This is a genomic window from Paenibacillus paludis (assembly GCF_042610515.1).
Classification (GTDB): domain Bacteria; phylum Bacillota; class Bacilli; order Paenibacillales; family Paenibacillaceae; genus Paenibacillus_AQ.
Map to the genome: position 1 here is coordinate 25,823 of NZ_JBGJZP010000006.1, position 14,435 is coordinate 40,257.

A 14,435-nucleotide genomic window follows, 5' to 3' on the forward strand; every position below is an offset into this window, starting at 1 on the left:
TTTAATGCAGGAGAGGAGATAGAAGCATTATGCTGGAGGTAAGACAGGTTAGTAAAATATATGAAGGAAATGTGGCCTACCGGGCTTTGACCGACATTGATTTAACTATCGACGCTGGAGAATTCGTCGGGATTATGGGTCCTTCCGGAAGCGGTAAAACAACTCTTCTTAATATGATTGCTACAGTCGACGGCCCAACCACAGGGGAAATTATCATCGACAACAAGGATATAGGAAAGCTGAGCAAAAACGATTTGGCGGTATTTCGCCGCCGGCAGCTAGGTTTTGTTTTTCAGGACTTCAATCTGCTGAATACCCTGACCGTGGAGGAGAATATTGTGCTGCCGCTGACACTGGATGGAACCCAGATCAGCGAAATGAAGCAAAAGGCACAAGCGATTGCCGATAAGCTGGGGATTACCGCCATCATGAAAAAACGTACCTATGAAATCTCCGGGGGGCAGGCCCAGCGGACGGCAATCGCCAGAGCTATGATTCATTCACCCAAGCTGCTGCTGGCGGATGAACCCACCGGTAATCTGGATTCCAAAGCGGCAAAGGATGTCATGGATATGCTGGAAACCATCAACAGGGAACAGAAAACGACCATGATGCTTGTTACCCATGACGCTGTGGCGGCCAGCTATTGCCATCGGGTAGTGTTCATTAAAGATGGCAGATTTTATACGGAGATCCACCGTGGGGACAACCGCCAAAGCTTTTTCCAGAAAATCATTGATACACTTTCGCTGCTGGGGGGATATGGAAATGACGTTCCGTCAATTCGCATTCCGTAACGTCAGCCGGAATAAACGGCTCTACACCGCGTATTTCTTGAGCAGTATGTTTACCGTAATGGTGTTTTTCACCTTTTCCATCTTTGCGTTTCATCCGATGCTTAGTGAAGATCGTATGCAGTCGAGTGCGGTGGTTGCCCTTTCGGTGTCGAAATGGATTATCTATGTGTTTTCCTTTTTTTTCGTGCTTTACTCGATGAGCGCATTTCTGCAATCGCGGAAAAGGGAATTCGGATTAATGATGATGCAGGGTATGACTACCCGCCAGCTGCGGACGATGATTTTTCTGGAGAATATGATTATCGGGTTCGGAGCAACTATTAGTGGTATCGGTCTGGGAATTGTGTTTGCGAAGGGGATTTTGCTTGCCGGAGAGCAGGCGCTTGCGCTCAATGAGCAGCTGCAATTCTATTTTCCGTTCAAGGCGATCTTCCTCACGCTGGCTTCATTCCTGCTGCTGTTCATCCTGATCTCCCTGTTTATTTCAGTGGTGCTGCGGAGCGGCAAGCTGATCACTCTCATCAAGGCGGATCGTCAGCCCAAGCGGGAGCCGAAGGCTTCACTGCTGCTGTCACTGCTTGTGGTGGCATTGCTAGGGACCAGCTATTTCCTTGCTTTACGGGCAAGCGGCTTGGATGTTGTGTTCTTGCTTCCGCCTGTAGTAATTATGGTGACTATTGGTACGTATCTGCTGTTCACACAGCTCAGTGTATATCTGATCCGGAAGCTGAAGGGAAAGGAGCGTTTTTTCTGGTTTAAGACCAATATGCTGCTGTTCTCCGATCTCTCCTACCGGATGAAGGACAATGCACGCTCCTTTTTTCTGGTCGCCATCATCTCTACAGTTTCCTTTAGTGCCATAGGCGCATTGTACGGATTTCAATCCATGCTTAATGGGGCAATGACGAAGGAAAATCCTTATCTGTTCACATACCTGGCCGCTGATAGCGACAGTAAGGAACAAGCCCATGTACAACTGATTGATCAGAGCTTAAGCGAATCCAAGGTTACCGCTGAAAAGACTTTACTTGAGCTTAATTATTATAATACTGCCGAAGGCAATCAAACGCTTACCCTAGTGAAGCAAGCCGAGTATAACCATCTTGCGGAGCTGCTTGGAATCAAACCTATAAAGCTTTCTGACGGGAAGGCGGTCATCGTTGATTTTGGGTTGTCACGGAAAGGTGAAAAGATGCTCCACCAGCCTGTAAAGCTACAGTCCGGGATAGTCATCGAAGCAACCCAGGCGGTTGTATCTCCGGCGATACGGGGTTTGAGCGGCTATTACATTGTCCCTGATGAACTGTTTGCAAAACTCGCCCCGCCGGATCAAGAAAGTCATTATTATGCCTGGCACGGGCCGATTAAGCAGCAGGGAGCGGTGGCTGCGGGCGGAAAGCTGACCAACAAACTTCCATATGACGAAAATTACGAATTTTATGCACTTGAATTTCAGACAAACCGGATTAATGAAAGCTTTGGGCCACTGATGTTCATCGGTTTCTTTATCGGAATTGTGTTTTTTGTCTCTGCCGGCAGCTTTCTTTATTTCCGGCTATACAGTGACCTGGATGAAGATAAACAAAAGTTCAAAGCCATTTCCAAGCTTGGACTAAGCGAAAGAGAGCTGGGCAAGATATTGAACCGCCAAATCAGTCTGCTGTTCTTCGCTCCTATCGTTGTCGCACTGGTGCATGGAGCGGTGGCACTTACCACCCTATCCCACATGTTCAATTATTCAATGTTTAAAGAATCGGTTCTTGTGCTCAGCCTGTTCTTTATCATTCAGCTCGTTTACTTTTGTGTTGTCCGTCTGTTCTACACCAGACAGATTAAATCGGCACTGGCCGGATAATGCTTATGCCTGTAAATGCACGCAAAGAAGCCGCTCCTGTAAGGGAACGGCTTCTTTGCTATTTATAAACGCTGAATACACTTATACCAGGTTGGGAATATCCACTGCAGGCTCACTGTCAGCTTCGTAATCCACACCTTCTGTGCGGAAGCCGAACAGATTGAAAAAGTCTTCCTGATATCCGGCAAGGTCGGCAAGTTCAGGGACATTATCCGTTTCCAGCTCGGTCCAGCGGCGCATCACTTCAGTCTGAATATCCTCACGCATTTCCCAATTGTCGATCCGGATCAGGTGGCTGCCATCAGCAGCAGCCCCGCCGCCGTTGTACAAATGCTCGGCGAACAAACGGTACATCTGCTGGATGCAGTTCTCATGCAGCTCTTTTTCCTTCATCACTCTGTATAGTGCTGAAATATAGAGCGGTACCACAGGAATAGCTGAGCTTGACTGAGTAACCAGAGCTTTGTTGACGGAGACAAAGGCACGACCGCCTTGTGGCTTAAGCTGGTCATTTAAAGAAACTGCTGTTTTTTCGAGATCATTTTTGGCTTGGCCGATCGTTCCGTCCTTATAGATCGGGTGGGTAACTTCCGGCCCGATATATGAATAGGCAACGGTAGTAGCTCCATCTGCAAGAACGCCTGCTTCCTGAAGCTGATCGATCCACATGCCCCAGTCTTCACCGCCCATTACGGCTATGGTCTGGCGGACCTCATCGTCTGTCGCTGGCTCAATGGTGACGGTAGAGACTTCACCGGAGTGGAAGTTCATCGTTTTGTTCGTATACGCGCTGCCGACGGGTTTGATCACAGAAGAGAAGGTTTCTCCCGTTACCGGATGAGTGCGGCGGGGGGAAGCTACACTGTAGATCACGAGATCCACTGTGCCGTATTCGGCTTTAATGAGCTCGATCGTTTTTGCTTTAATCGCATCAGAGAAAGCATCGCCGACGATGCTGTGTGATTTGAGGCCAAGCTTCGCCGCCTGCTGCTCAAGTGCTGCGGAGTTATACCAGCCGGCAGAGGCGGTGCGGGCACCTTCAGCAGGCTTGTCAAAAAATACGCCAATCGTATTCGCGCCTGCACCAAAAGCGGCGGTAATCCGCGAAGCCAGACCGTATCCGGTAGAAGCGCCGATCACGAGAACATTAGCCGGACCATTCAGTTTCTTCTGTGCTTTTACATAGTCAATTTGCTGCTCCACTTGCTTGGCGCATCCTTCGGGATGGGCAGTGGTGCAAATAAAGCCGCGGGTTTTGGGCTGAATAATCATCAAGGAAATCCCCTTTGTTTAGTTTTTAACTTAATTTTCGCTAATATAGAGTATAGCAAATGATAGCTTAGAAAGATAAGTTTTGAAATTAAATTATTTTGCTGCAGGACAGCGGGAAGCGTTGAAGATCAATTTTTCCTCTTAAGCGCATAATTGCTTCCTTCACAGGTCACAATAGGGAAAAAGCAGAATGAAGGGATTAACATGAATGCTTTTCGTTTGAAAGAACAACTGTGGCGGCGGTGGAGACGTTGGAAAAAGGCTCCCTGGGTGGGAGCGGCTTGTATCGCTTTGACGGTAGTGGCCTGGCGCGGCATGCAGGTTCCGGAGGAGATCAGCGGATTGTTAAGCAATTCAGACTGGGCGATACCGGTGGAGTCATTAAGTGAAACATACAGCCCGGAGCAGACCGGAGGGCAGGGTGACAGCGTGGCCGCGGTGGCAGCCGTTTCTAATAATATCGGAAACAGCGAAGAAGACGGCAGTGCTGCTGTAGAGAGCAAACAACTGCTGGAAGCGGTTAGCCAAGACGCTGTCAGCAGAACGGTACATTTGAAGACGGTCTATGTTACGGGCGTAGAAGTACAGACCCTTTCAGGAGAGCGGAATCCGGGCCAGCTTAAAGTGCTGATAGAGAAACATCCGGGCTGGAACGGCTGGATTAGCCAGGAAGGCGACTTGTGGCTGGAGCATCGAGTCAATGATCTTTCGCCGCTGACCAAAAAGGATGCTTATATCGGTGTAGACGCACACGGGAATTTAAGCCTGTTCAAAGGTCCGCCGGCAGCGGAAAAAGTGCTGAAGACCTTTTTTCAGATGGACATAGGCTCCATGAAGTCTTCGCTCCCGGAAGGGATCATGAAACAGCTGCATGAAGGAATCCGGGTGCAGGACATTGAGGAATACAACAGCGTGCTGTCGACATTCAGCGATTATGCACGTGATTCGGCGGAGCAGGCAATGCAGTCGGAATAAGCAGCAGAGAATAGTACTGGAAGGCCCCTGATCTTATGATCGGGGGCTTTTTGGCATGAGGGTTACAAATGAGGCAAATTTTTTTCTCTGCTAGAGGGATTTTTGCTATAATGGGTAGAAGGAATACATATGTTCGCTTTAAGAGCGGGCAATGGATGAATACGGTGGAATATCCTGCCTGTTAGAAGGAGAGATTGGGCTTGCGCATCTTAGGAATAGACCCGGGGCTGGCGATCGTCGGCTTTGGCTTCGTAGATAAGGAAGGAAATAAATTGACGCCGGTTCAATATGGCAGTATTCAGACCGAGGCGCATACGCCTGAGGAAGAACGGCTGCTGCATGTCTATGAGGGCATGGTGCAGCTGATAGATAAATATAAGCCGGACGCAGTGGCAGTGGAAAAGCTGTTCTTCGCCCGCAATGTGACAACTGCGCTTCCGGTGGCCCAGGCACGGGGTGTGCTGATTCTGGCTGCCGTGCAGCGCGGGCTTCCCGTCGCCGAATACACACCGATGATGGTGAAGCAGGCTGTGGTCGGTTATGGCAAGGCTGAGAAGAAGCAGGTACAGGAAATGGTGAAGCTGTTGCTTAAGCTGTCCGCTGTTCCTAAGCCCGACGATGTGGCCGATGCGCTGGCGGTGGCTGTTTGCCACGCCCATTCGGTGAGTCTTAATTCCAAATTAAATGAGGTATTGCGAAAATGATAGATTACTTAAGAGGACCGGTAGTACATTTGGAGTCGGAGTATGTGGTGCTGGATGTCCAGGGTGTAGGGTACCGGGTGTTCTGCCCGAATCCTTATGCGTTCGCCAAGTCGGAAGGACCCGTGACCATTTACATCCATTATCAGACACGGGAGGATGCCACACTGTTGTTCGGATTCCCGACAAGGGAAGAACAGAAGCTGTTCCGCAAGCTGATTGAGGTATCAGGTATCGGACCGCGTGTGGCGCTGGGGATTCTGACCGGCGGCACGCCGGACCAACTGATCTCAGCGATTTATCAGGAGAATATCACCTTCCTGACCAAGCTGCCGGGTATTGGCAAGAAGACGGCGCAGCGGATGATTCTGGATCTGCGGGACAAACTGGACGGTTTGAGCGCCGCCTCCATGCAGACCGGGTTATTTGCGGTGCCGATGGAAGAGCAGAATGCCGCCCTGCCGTGGCAGGAAGCCAGAGACGGTCTGAAAGCGCTCGGTTATACCGAAGCAGAGCTTGACCGGGTATGGCTGACGATGAAGAAAGAAGGCACAGATACAGGGACTGTCGATGTGCTGATGAAGAAGGCGCTGGGGCTGCTGTATATCGCCAAATAAGCCATAACGCAGCTGCCTAAAGGGACAGCCTTGAAGAACGGAGTGAGGAAATAGATGGATGACCGGATTATATCGGCGAATCTGATGATGGACGAGCAGGCGGTGGAATTAAGTCTGCGTCCCCGTTATCTGGGCGAATATATCGGACAGACACAGGTGAAAGAGAACCTGAAAATATATATTGAAGCAGCCAAAATGCGCAGTGAGGCACTGGATCATGTGTTGTTGTACGGGCCTCCGGGTCTTGGCAAAACCACGCTCGCGAACATTATCGCCAACGAGCTTGGTGTGAATCTGCGGACGACGTCCGGGCCGGCCATTGAGCGGCCAGGGGATCTGGCAGCGTTGTTGACCAACCTGCAGGAAGGCGACGTGCTGTTTATTGACGAAATTCATCGCCTGCACCGGACTGTGGAAGAAGTCATGTATCCGGCGATGGAGGATTTCGCGCTCGATATCATGATCGGCAAAGGGCCTAGCGCCCGTTCGGTGCGGCTGGATCTGCCGCCCTTTACACTGATCGGAGCCACCACGCGGGCCGGGCTGCTGTCGGCGCCGCTGCGTGACCGCTTCGGGGTAGTCAGCCGTTTGGAATATTATACGATTGATGAGCTGAGCTTCATCGTCTCCCGCAATGCCGAGCTGCTTGGCATTGAAATCCTGGGCGATGCCGCTGAAGAGATTGCCCTGCGTGCCCGGGGAACACCGCGGATTGCTAACCGCTTGCTGAAGCGGGTCCGCGATTTCGCCCAGGTACGCGGTGACGGAATCATCACCCCCGATATTGCGGGTGAATCGCTGAAGATGCTGCAGGTCGATCCGCGCGGGCTGGACAGCATAGACCATAAGATGCTGCACTCGATGATCACCGCCTTTCGCGGCGGTCCTGTCGGGCTGGATACGATTGCCGCCACGATAGGCGAAGAGAGCCAGACTATTGAAGATGTGTATGAACCTTATCTGCTGCAGATCGGTTTCCTGCAGCGCACTCCCCGGGGACGAGTGGTAACCCCGGCGGCTTATCATCACCTGGGTCTTCCGCTTCCTCCGGAGCAGCATTAAAGTTGAAATGCTAGACCCACAACATACTTTTAGGAGGCTTCACGATGAATCATGCGAGGCGCAAACTGACAGGAATGGGACTGCTGGGCCGGGGATTGCTGGCGGCAACACTGATTGCGGGCAGCTTCCTGGTTCCTGCAGGTGATATCCATGCTGAATCCAGTGCAAACATCCGGGTTGCGATATATGCTGATATCGGCAGCAAATATAAATTAACCGTACCATACGTGACGCTGCAGTCTGCTAAGGACTTCAATTTTCTCTCCGGCCAGAGTGGGGCAGCCTCATTGCTGCCGGTTCCGGCCAACAGCAAAATACGCGTAAGTCTGGATAGCTACAAGGTTAAGGTTATGGAAGCTGCCACCTGGCAGGCAGCTGCCGATGCCGCCAAGAAGCTGCAGTCTACATCCGATAAGCCGCAGTTGCTGGTAACCTCACGGAATGGGGTTAATGCATACCAGCTGTACACAGGTCCGTACGCCAGTGAAAATGCTGCCAAAGAAGGCCTTACCCGCGTAGGGAAAGCGGGACTGTCCATCCCGGCGGGCCAAACGTCAGCCGTGAAGGGCAATAAACACTTGTCTGCCGGAGAGTTCGCTTCCACTCAGGAAGCAGATGCTGCTCTCCAGGCACTGACGGCAGCCAATTTCGATGCCTGGAAGGTAATGGTGGCTGGAGCGGACGGCAGTGCCAAGACGCAGGTATGGGTCGGCGAAGCTGCTGGCGAAAGTGAGCTTTCCGCCCTGCAGACCGAAGTTGCGGCTGCACTTCCCCAGCTCGTCTTGTCTCCTGCTTCGGCACCCGGGTTAATTATCCGCAGTGACGCAGGATTGGACCTCAGCAAGGAGGGACAAGCGTTTCATTACAGTGTGTCCGGAGCCAATGCCAAGTTTATTGCTGCAGGCAATGAATCGGGGATTCAACTGGAGGAGAGATCCAAACGTACGTATCGCGGCAGCTTGGAGCTAAGTGGTTTAAACGGCTCATTGGCTGTCATTAATGAAGTACCGCTGGAGCAATACCTGTATGCGGTAGTCGGCGGAGAAGTCTCCTCGAGCTGGAATGAAGAAGCGCTTAAAGCCCAGGCAGTCGCCGCGCGCAGCTATGCGCTGTTTCAGGGCAAACGTTTTGATGTGGCCGATGTGGTCGATACGACACTAAGCCAGGTATATAACGGTATCGGGGCCGAAGCACCTACAATTATCAAGGCGGTGGATGCCACAGCCGGTGAAGTGCTGAAGAGCGGCGGGAAGATTGTCGAAACTGTCTTCTCCTCCAACAGCGGCGGCCGCACTGCGGATCCGTCAGAGGTCTGGGGCAATGGCGGAGCTGCTTTTGTCAGTGTGCTCAGCGCTGAGGATGCTTCGGCCGCTGCCTCATTTAAGAAGTGGTATTATGTGCTGCTGTCCAGCGGTGCCTCCGGCTATGCCCGTGAAGATAATATGAAACTGACCGGCAGTAAGACGGCGGCAGGACTTCCCCTTGCGACAGCTTCGACCAGTAATGTGAACATTCGGCCGCTGCCTGTTATCGACAGCAGTGCAAGTCCGGTAGGCAAACTGAATCCCGGTGAAAATGCCGTCGTATTGGATCAAGTCTATGAATCCGGGAGCTATAGCTGGATTAAAGGACCGTACACCTCGGCGGAGCTGCTCAAAAGCTTAGCCGGCAAGACAAGCAGTACACTGCCGTCATCCATTACCAGCCTGCAGGTTACCCAGCGCGGGCCTTCAGGAAGAGTCACTCAGGTCAAAGCCAACGGTAATATTCTGCAGGTTAAGTACCCGGATCTTTTCCGCTCCGCCTTTAATGGACTGCCCAGTACTTTGTTTGATATTGTACCTTCCGGCAGTTATACTGTATTAGGCGCTGACGGCTCTACTGCAACCATTGGCGGAACACAGTCTGCGGGTGTGCTTTCTGCATCCGGCAAGGTTACTGTCCAGAGCAGCGGAACGGTTGTAATGGGAGCTGATTCTTCGGCAAGAGTGGTTACAACTAACCCGGGATTTTATTTTATCGGCTGGGGCAATGGCCATGGGCTCGGCATGTCGCAGTGGGGCGTGAAGGGTATGGCCGATAACGGGTATGATTACAAGCAAATATTGCAACACTATTTTAATAACGTTACTATAGTTAAGGAATGAAGACTGACCATGAATGTAGACGATTATGATTTTCATTTGCCGGAGGAGCTGATTGCCCAGACTCCACTTTCTGACCGTAGCGCCTCAAGGCTGCTGTTGGTAAACAAGGAGAACGGAGAGCTTGCTCATCGGCATTTTACCGATATACTGGAGCAGTTTCAGCCGGGGGATACGCTTGTTCTGAATGATACGCGCGTTATTCCTGCCAGACTGTTTGGGATTAAGGAAGACACCGGAGCCAAGGCGGAAGTGCTGCTCCTGAAGAATCTGGGAGAGGACCGGTGGGAAGCGCTGGTGAAGCCGGGCAAGAAGCTGAAGACCGGCGCGGTCATTATTTTCAGCGATGAACTCCGTGCGGTGATCGAAGACGAGGCCGATATGGGCGGCCGGACATTGCGCTTCATGTATGAAGGAATCTTTCAGGAGATTCTGGACAGACTGGGGACGATGCCCCTTCCACCCTATATTAAGGAAACACTCGATGACCGGGAACGGTATCAGACGGTGTATGCCCGGCATGAAGGCTCAGCAGCGGCACCGACGGCAGGACTGCATTTTACAAAGGAACTGCTGGAGCGTATTGCCGCCAAAGGTGTGAATATTGCTTACATTACACTTCACGTTGGACTTGGCACATTCCGACCGATGTCAGTGGAGAAGGTTGAAGAGCATGTCATGCATGCCGAGTATTTCGAGCTGTCACGGCAAACTGCAGAGCTTCTGAATGATGCGAGAGCAAGAGGCGGCCGTATTATCGCTGTTGGCACAACCTCCTGCCGGACTCTGGAGACCGTGGGCAATAAGTTCCAGGGCGGACAGATTGAAGAATGCAGCGGGTGGACGGATATCTTCATTTATCCCGGTTACGCATTCACAGTTGTTAATGCATTGATTACGAACTTTCACCTGCCAAAGTCCACTTTGGTTATGCTGGTGAGCGCTTTAGCAGGACGTGAACAGATTCTCGCCGCCTATGAGGAAGCGATAGCGCATCAGTACCGCTTTTTCAGCTTTGGTGATGCGATGTTTATTTATTAAGCAAGAGGAAGGGTTAAACAAATGGCAGCAATAACTTATGAACACATTAAGACCTGCAAGCAGTCCGGAGCCCGGCTCGGCAGAGTCCATACCCCGCATGGTGTCATCGAGACACCTGCCTTTATGCCTGTTGGCACACAAGCTACAGTCAAGACCATGAGTCCTGAAGAACTGAAAGAAATGGACGCTCATATTATACTGAGCAACACGTACCATTTATTTCTGCGGCCTGGCCATGACATTATCCGTGAGGCCGGCGGTCTGCACAAGTTTATGAACTGGGACCGGCCGATTCTGACGGACAGCGGTGGATTCCAGGTATTCTCACTGAGCGATATGCGCAAAATCACCGAGGAAGGCGTACATTTCCGCTCCCATCTTAATGGAGACAAGAAATTCCTTTCGCCGGAGGTGGCGATGGAGGTTCAGAACGCACTTGGCTCCGATATCATGATGGCATTTGATGAATGCCCGCCTTTCCCGGCAGAATATGATTACGTCAAAAAGTCATTAGAACGTACCTCCCGCTGGGCAGAAAGATGTCTCAAAAGTCATGCCCGTCCCGAGGATCAGGGGCTGTTCGCTATTGTACAGGGAGGCATGCATGAGGATTTGCGCCGCCAGAGCGCGGCTGATTTGACTTCCATGGATTTCCCGGGGTATGCTATTGGGGGGCTCAGCGTCGGAGAGTCCAAGCAGCTAATGTATGAAGTGCTGGATTATACTGTTCCGCTGTTGCCGCAAGGGAAACCGCGCTATTTAATGGGTGTCGGTTCACCGGATGCGCTGCTTGAAGGGTCAATCCGCGGAGTTGACATGTTCGATTGTGTTCTGCCTACCCGCATTGCCCGTAATGGAACGACAATGACCAGTCAGGGAAGACTCGTTGTACGCAACGCACAGTATGCACGTGATTTCGGGCCGCTTGATCCGGAATGCAGTTGCTATACCTGCCGGAATTATTCCCGGGCGTATTTGCGCCATTTAATCAAAGCCGACGAAACTTTTGGCTTGCGGTTAACGACATACCATAACTTACACTTCCTGCTGGATTTGATGCGTAAAGTGCGTGAAGCCATCAGAGAGGATCGGCTGCTTGATTTTCGCGATGAGTTTTTTGCACAATACGGATTGTATGATAATCTCAAAGGCTTCTAGTACGCCTGTAACAGAAGAACTGGATTGTGCTTTAATGCATATCGAAAGGGGGGAAAGGATATGTTAAATTTTCAATTTGCAGCAAGTCAAGGGGGTACCGGCAGCATTCTAGGTCTCGTAGGCCCGTTTGTACTTATGTTTGTGGTGTTCTATTTCTTGCTCATTCGTCCGCAGCAGAAGAAAACTAAAGCACGTAACGGAATGTTGAAAGCTCTGAAGAAGGGCGATAAGGTAGTCACTATTGGTGGCCTTCACGGGACGATCATGGAGATTTCCGACGACATCGTCGTTTTGCGCGTTAATGATGTGACCCGTTTAACCTTTGACCGGGGCTCTATCAGCCATGCTGTGGCACTGGAGACGGAAGGTAAGGAATAGTATTTCTTTACAACCTACATAAAAAGCGGCGTATCTCCTTCCGGAGAACGCCGCTTTTTGGCATGCTATCACATAAATCTCGTATTCATCACCCTGAGGGAATTGAAAAATTAACGGGCATCTGTGGCGCGGCCTCGGACTGGAAGCGATGTTTCCTCGCTGCGGAGTGTCAGCTTGGCCAGCTGTACTGCAACAGAGGTGGACACAACAGCCAGCAGAGTGCCGCCCAGCATATCAATCAGCCAATGAATGCCGAGATAGAAGATTCCGAACACAATAGCTACTGCTGAAATCGTCGAGATGATCTTCCAGCGGTTGTTCCCTGACCGAAAGGCGAGCAGCGCCGTAGCTACAGCGATGGCCGTGTGCAGACTAGGGAAACAGTTGTTTAGACCGGAGAGCGGCCGGTATTCCTGTTCAAAGTTTGGAAAGACATCCAACATGATGAATCTTACACCTGCCGGAGCATAGGACCAAACTTCGTTGATTGGAAAATATAAAAAGAACGGAATGGCGACTGTGTAAATTAGCATGACCGTGTAGCAGGTGGCATACAGCATCAGGCGGTTCTTCTCCAGCAGATAGACTCCGAGTGAAGCAGCCAGCACGGCTTGGAGCATAAAGATATAGAAGAAAACGACAATAGGTGTAAGCCAGGGAGCGTAGAATATTTGCTGCAGCGTCTGGACAAAATGTCCTTCAAGTCCAAAGAATACAGAAGTATAATCAGATGCCAGATGCATGTTCTGCTCAATCTGCAGCTCATATTTATTCAGAAGGAGAACACTGATCATTCCGATAATAACCAGCAGAAATTTATAGGAGTGCAGCAGTTCCTTTCCGAGTTCTACAAAGGCCATTAAAGGGTTGCGCCTGGTACTGATCCAGATCAGCAGAATTACTATTACAACAGTGTACAAAACAACATGGTTCATGGATTGGTAAAGCAAAGCTATCGAAGCCTCCTCAAGCTCTTACGAATTCAGATGAAACCAGTGTAACATATTTTTAAGAGAATGGTTTCAAATTTTATGGATTCTAATAATTTAGTTTTTTTGTAAATTAACTCCAAACATTCCGCCGAGCGCTCCGATTGCCGCAGCAGCCATAACCCACAAAGCATCAATGCCTGCAGGGGCACTGTCAAGCGCCAAAAATCCGACCAGCAACACAATGATTCCGTAAAATCCCCCCGTAAGGGATCCTTGATACCAACCCTTACTGGTTGCCCTGCGTCCTGCCGTCAGTCCGCCGAATGCGGCGGCGATGCCGTGTACGATGTAGGTATACGTTGTAAGATCCTGTTCCTTCAGACCGCTGCCCCACAGCAAAAGTGAGAGGACAAACGCGCCCAGCAGCATCCACAGGAAGGATCGGCATAAACCGGATAATACAGGACTCGTTATTCTCCACGAGAACAGGCGCCGAATGAAGTACATGGTAAAACCTCCTAAATGTTTTTTGACGATCACCTTAAGTTAACTATTATTCATTGTATGGGGAGGCTTGCCCCAATAGTACAAGAATGGCAAGGCCTGCTCATTTACCATTAATTATTAAGACCATTTCCGAATGTTCCCTTGGCAGGGAGGCCAGAATAGGGGTACATTAATCCGCCCGTAAGGCAAACTGCCCGGGCGAGAAGCGGAAGGGGGAGCGAAGAGAATATGTTCCAGCATATTACTACCCATATCTTTCTGACCGTGCTGATGTATATCTTCATTTTCCTGAGCATGCGGATTATGGGGAAACGGGAAATTGGCAAGCTGTCTGTATTCGATTTAACGATTTCGATCATGATTGCTGAAATTGCTGTGTTTGTCATTGAAGACATCGAACGGCCGGTCTATGACGGAATCGTGCCCATGGCAACCTTGGTACTGATTCAGGTACTTGTGGCACAGATCAGCCTTAAGAACAGAAAGCTGCGGCTGCTGATTGACGGCAAGCCTAGCGTACTGATCTCAGATGGCAAAATACACCGGGGGGAAATGCGCAGGCAAAGATATAACCTTGATGATTTGCTGCTGCAGCTGCGGGGACAGAACATCGACAGCCCCGCTGATGTGGAGTTTGCCATTCTGGAAACCAGCGGCCAGCTTACCGTCATCGAGAAGAACAAGGGTGCGTCGTCATCCAACCAATCGGGAAACAGCAGTTCTAATGCTGAGCATAATGAACAGGGCAACAGTGGTGGTGACAGTTCCGGCGGCGTCAAGCTGCCGAAGCATAAAATCAGGTATGAAGGCTTGCCGATTCCGCTCATTATGGACGGGAAGGTGCAGGATACCAATCTGGAGCTAATTGGGAAAACAAGATTCTGGCTGAGAACCCAAATCCGCCAAAAGGGCGTATCTGATTTCCGCGATGTTTTTCTGTGCTCGATTGATCACAAGGGTGAAATTTATGTAGACCGCCAGCGTTCCAGATAGAGT

Annotated in this window: 14 protein-coding genes; 11 read left to right on the forward strand and 3 right to left on the reverse strand. The window is 50.7% G+C overall.

The window, feature by feature from the left end:
- Positions 1–29 precede the first annotated feature (29 nt).
- Positions 30–797, forward strand: a complete 768-nt coding sequence (locus ACAN56_RS13025) for an ABC transporter ATP-binding protein (protein WP_038595620.1) — start codon at positions 30–32, stop codon at positions 795–797.
- Positions 769–2,652 (forward strand): FtsX-like permease family protein, encoded by a 1,884-nt coding sequence (locus ACAN56_RS13030; RefSeq protein WP_379143278.1) that lies wholly within the window; start codon positions 769–771, stop codon positions 2,650–2,652. Before ACAN56_RS13025 ends, ACAN56_RS13030 begins: the two co-directional genes overlap by 29 nt.
- Before the next feature lie 81 nt (positions 2,653–2,733).
- Here the strand turns inward: ACAN56_RS13030 and fabV are convergent, their stop codons facing one another.
- Positions 2,734–3,924 carry an enoyl-ACP reductase FabV gene (gene fabV, locus ACAN56_RS13035; RefSeq protein ID WP_379143280.1) on the reverse strand — a complete coding sequence of 397 codons (1,191 nt, stop codon included), beginning with the start codon at positions 3,922–3,924 and terminating at the stop codon, positions 2,734–2,736.
- 204 nt (positions 3,925–4,128) lie between these two features.
- Between fabV and ACAN56_RS13040 the strand changes: the two genes are divergently transcribed.
- From ACAN56_RS13040 to yajC, 8 genes are all read left to right on the forward strand, one after another.
- Positions 4,129–4,899 carry a BofC C-terminal domain-containing protein gene (locus ACAN56_RS13040; RefSeq protein WP_052092264.1) on the forward strand — a complete coding sequence of 257 codons (771 nt, stop codon included), beginning with the start codon at positions 4,129–4,131 and terminating at the stop codon, positions 4,897–4,899.
- A 200-nt stretch (positions 4,900–5,099) separates the two neighbouring features.
- Positions 5,100–5,603 carry a crossover junction endodeoxyribonuclease RuvC gene (ruvC, locus tag ACAN56_RS13045; RefSeq protein ID WP_038595613.1) on the forward strand — a complete coding sequence of 168 codons (504 nt, stop codon included), beginning with the start codon at positions 5,100–5,102 and terminating at the stop codon, positions 5,601–5,603.
- Positions 5,600–6,217 carry a Holliday junction branch migration protein RuvA gene (gene ruvA / locus ACAN56_RS13050; protein WP_341095693.1) on the forward strand — a complete coding sequence of 206 codons (618 nt, stop codon included), beginning with the start codon at positions 5,600–5,602 and terminating at the stop codon, positions 6,215–6,217. The genes ruvC and ruvA overlap by 4 nt, the downstream gene beginning before the upstream one ends.
- A 54-nt stretch (positions 6,218–6,271) precedes the next feature.
- Positions 6,272–7,279 (forward strand): Holliday junction branch migration DNA helicase RuvB, encoded by a 1,008-nt coding sequence (ruvB, locus tag ACAN56_RS13055; protein WP_038595609.1) that lies wholly within the window; start codon positions 6,272–6,274, stop codon positions 7,277–7,279.
- Between the two features lie 44 nt (positions 7,280–7,323).
- On the forward strand, positions 7,324–9,426 hold the full coding sequence (locus tag ACAN56_RS13060; protein WP_038595608.1) for a SpoIID/LytB domain-containing protein: 2,103 nt from the start codon (positions 7,324–7,326) through the stop codon (positions 9,424–9,426).
- A 9-nt stretch (positions 9,427–9,435) separates the two neighbouring features.
- Entirely contained in the window at positions 9,436–10,464 is a 1,029-nt protein-coding gene (gene queA / locus ACAN56_RS13065; protein WP_038595607.1) for a tRNA preQ1(34) S-adenosylmethionine ribosyltransferase-isomerase QueA, read from the forward strand.
- A gap of 21 nt (positions 10,465–10,485) precedes the next feature.
- The gene (gene tgt / locus ACAN56_RS13070; protein ID WP_076109167.1) at positions 10,486–11,622 is read left to right on the forward strand and encodes a tRNA guanosine(34) transglycosylase Tgt; all 1,137 of its coding nucleotides are present in this window, start codon (positions 10,486–10,488) and stop codon (positions 11,620–11,622) included.
- A 60-nt stretch (positions 11,623–11,682) separates the two neighbouring features.
- Complete coding sequence (gene yajC, locus ACAN56_RS13075; protein WP_379143285.1) at positions 11,683–12,000, forward strand: preprotein translocase subunit YajC; 318 nt, start codon at positions 11,683–11,685, stop codon at positions 11,998–12,000.
- A gap of 110 nt (positions 12,001–12,110) precedes the next feature.
- On the opposite strand, the gene ACAN56_RS13080 is transcribed toward yajC, so the two are convergent.
- Positions 12,111–12,950: a phosphatase PAP2 family protein gene (locus tag ACAN56_RS13080; protein WP_379143288.1), complete on the reverse strand. Its 840-nt coding sequence runs from the start codon at positions 12,948–12,950 to the stop codon at positions 12,111–12,113.
- 96 nt (positions 12,951–13,046) lie between these two features.
- Entirely contained in the window at positions 13,047–13,439 is a 393-nt protein-coding gene (locus ACAN56_RS13085) for a TIGR04086 family membrane protein (protein ID WP_038595602.1), read from the reverse strand.
- A 228-nt stretch (positions 13,440–13,667) separates the two neighbouring features.
- Here ACAN56_RS13085 and ACAN56_RS13090 point away from each other — a divergent pair, with 228 nt between their 5' ends.
- A complete protein-coding gene (locus tag ACAN56_RS13090; RefSeq protein WP_038595600.1) occupies positions 13,668–14,432 on the forward strand; it encodes a YetF domain-containing protein in 765 nt (254 codons plus the stop codon).
- The last annotated feature ends 3 nt before the right edge of the window (positions 14,433–14,435 follow it).

Coding starts and splice junctions, on each gene's coding strand:
- ACAN56_RS13025 (WP_038595620.1), top strand. CDS start 30: ATGCTGGAGGTAAGACAGGTTAGTAAAATATATGAAGGAAATGTGGCC.
- ACAN56_RS13030 (WP_379143278.1), top strand. CDS start 769: ATGACGTTCCGTCAATTCGCATTCCGTAACGTCAGCCGGAATAAACGG.
- fabV (WP_379143280.1), bottom strand. CDS start 3,924: ATGATTATTCAGCCCAAAACCCGCGGCTTTATTTGCACCACTGCCCAT.
- ACAN56_RS13040 (WP_052092264.1), top strand. CDS start 4,129: ATGAATGCTTTTCGTTTGAAAGAACAACTGTGGCGGCGGTGGAGACGT.
- ruvA (WP_341095693.1), top strand. CDS start 5,600: ATGATAGATTACTTAAGAGGACCGGTAGTACATTTGGAGTCGGAGTAT.
- ruvB (WP_038595609.1), top strand. CDS start 6,272: ATGGATGACCGGATTATATCGGCGAATCTGATGATGGACGAGCAGGCG.
- ACAN56_RS13060 (WP_038595608.1), top strand. CDS start 7,324: ATGAATCATGCGAGGCGCAAACTGACAGGAATGGGACTGCTGGGCCGG.
- queA (WP_038595607.1), top strand. CDS start 9,436: ATGAATGTAGACGATTATGATTTTCATTTGCCGGAGGAGCTGATTGCC.
- tgt (WP_076109167.1), top strand. CDS start 10,486: ATGGCAGCAATAACTTATGAACACATTAAGACCTGCAAGCAGTCCGGA.
- yajC (WP_379143285.1), top strand. CDS start 11,683: ATGTTAAATTTTCAATTTGCAGCAAGTCAAGGGGGTACCGGCAGCATT.
- ACAN56_RS13085 (WP_038595602.1), bottom strand. CDS start 13,439: ATGTACTTCATTCGGCGCCTGTTCTCGTGGAGAATAACGAGTCCTGTA.
- ACAN56_RS13090 (WP_038595600.1), top strand. CDS start 13,668: ATGTTCCAGCATATTACTACCCATATCTTTCTGACCGTGCTGATGTAT.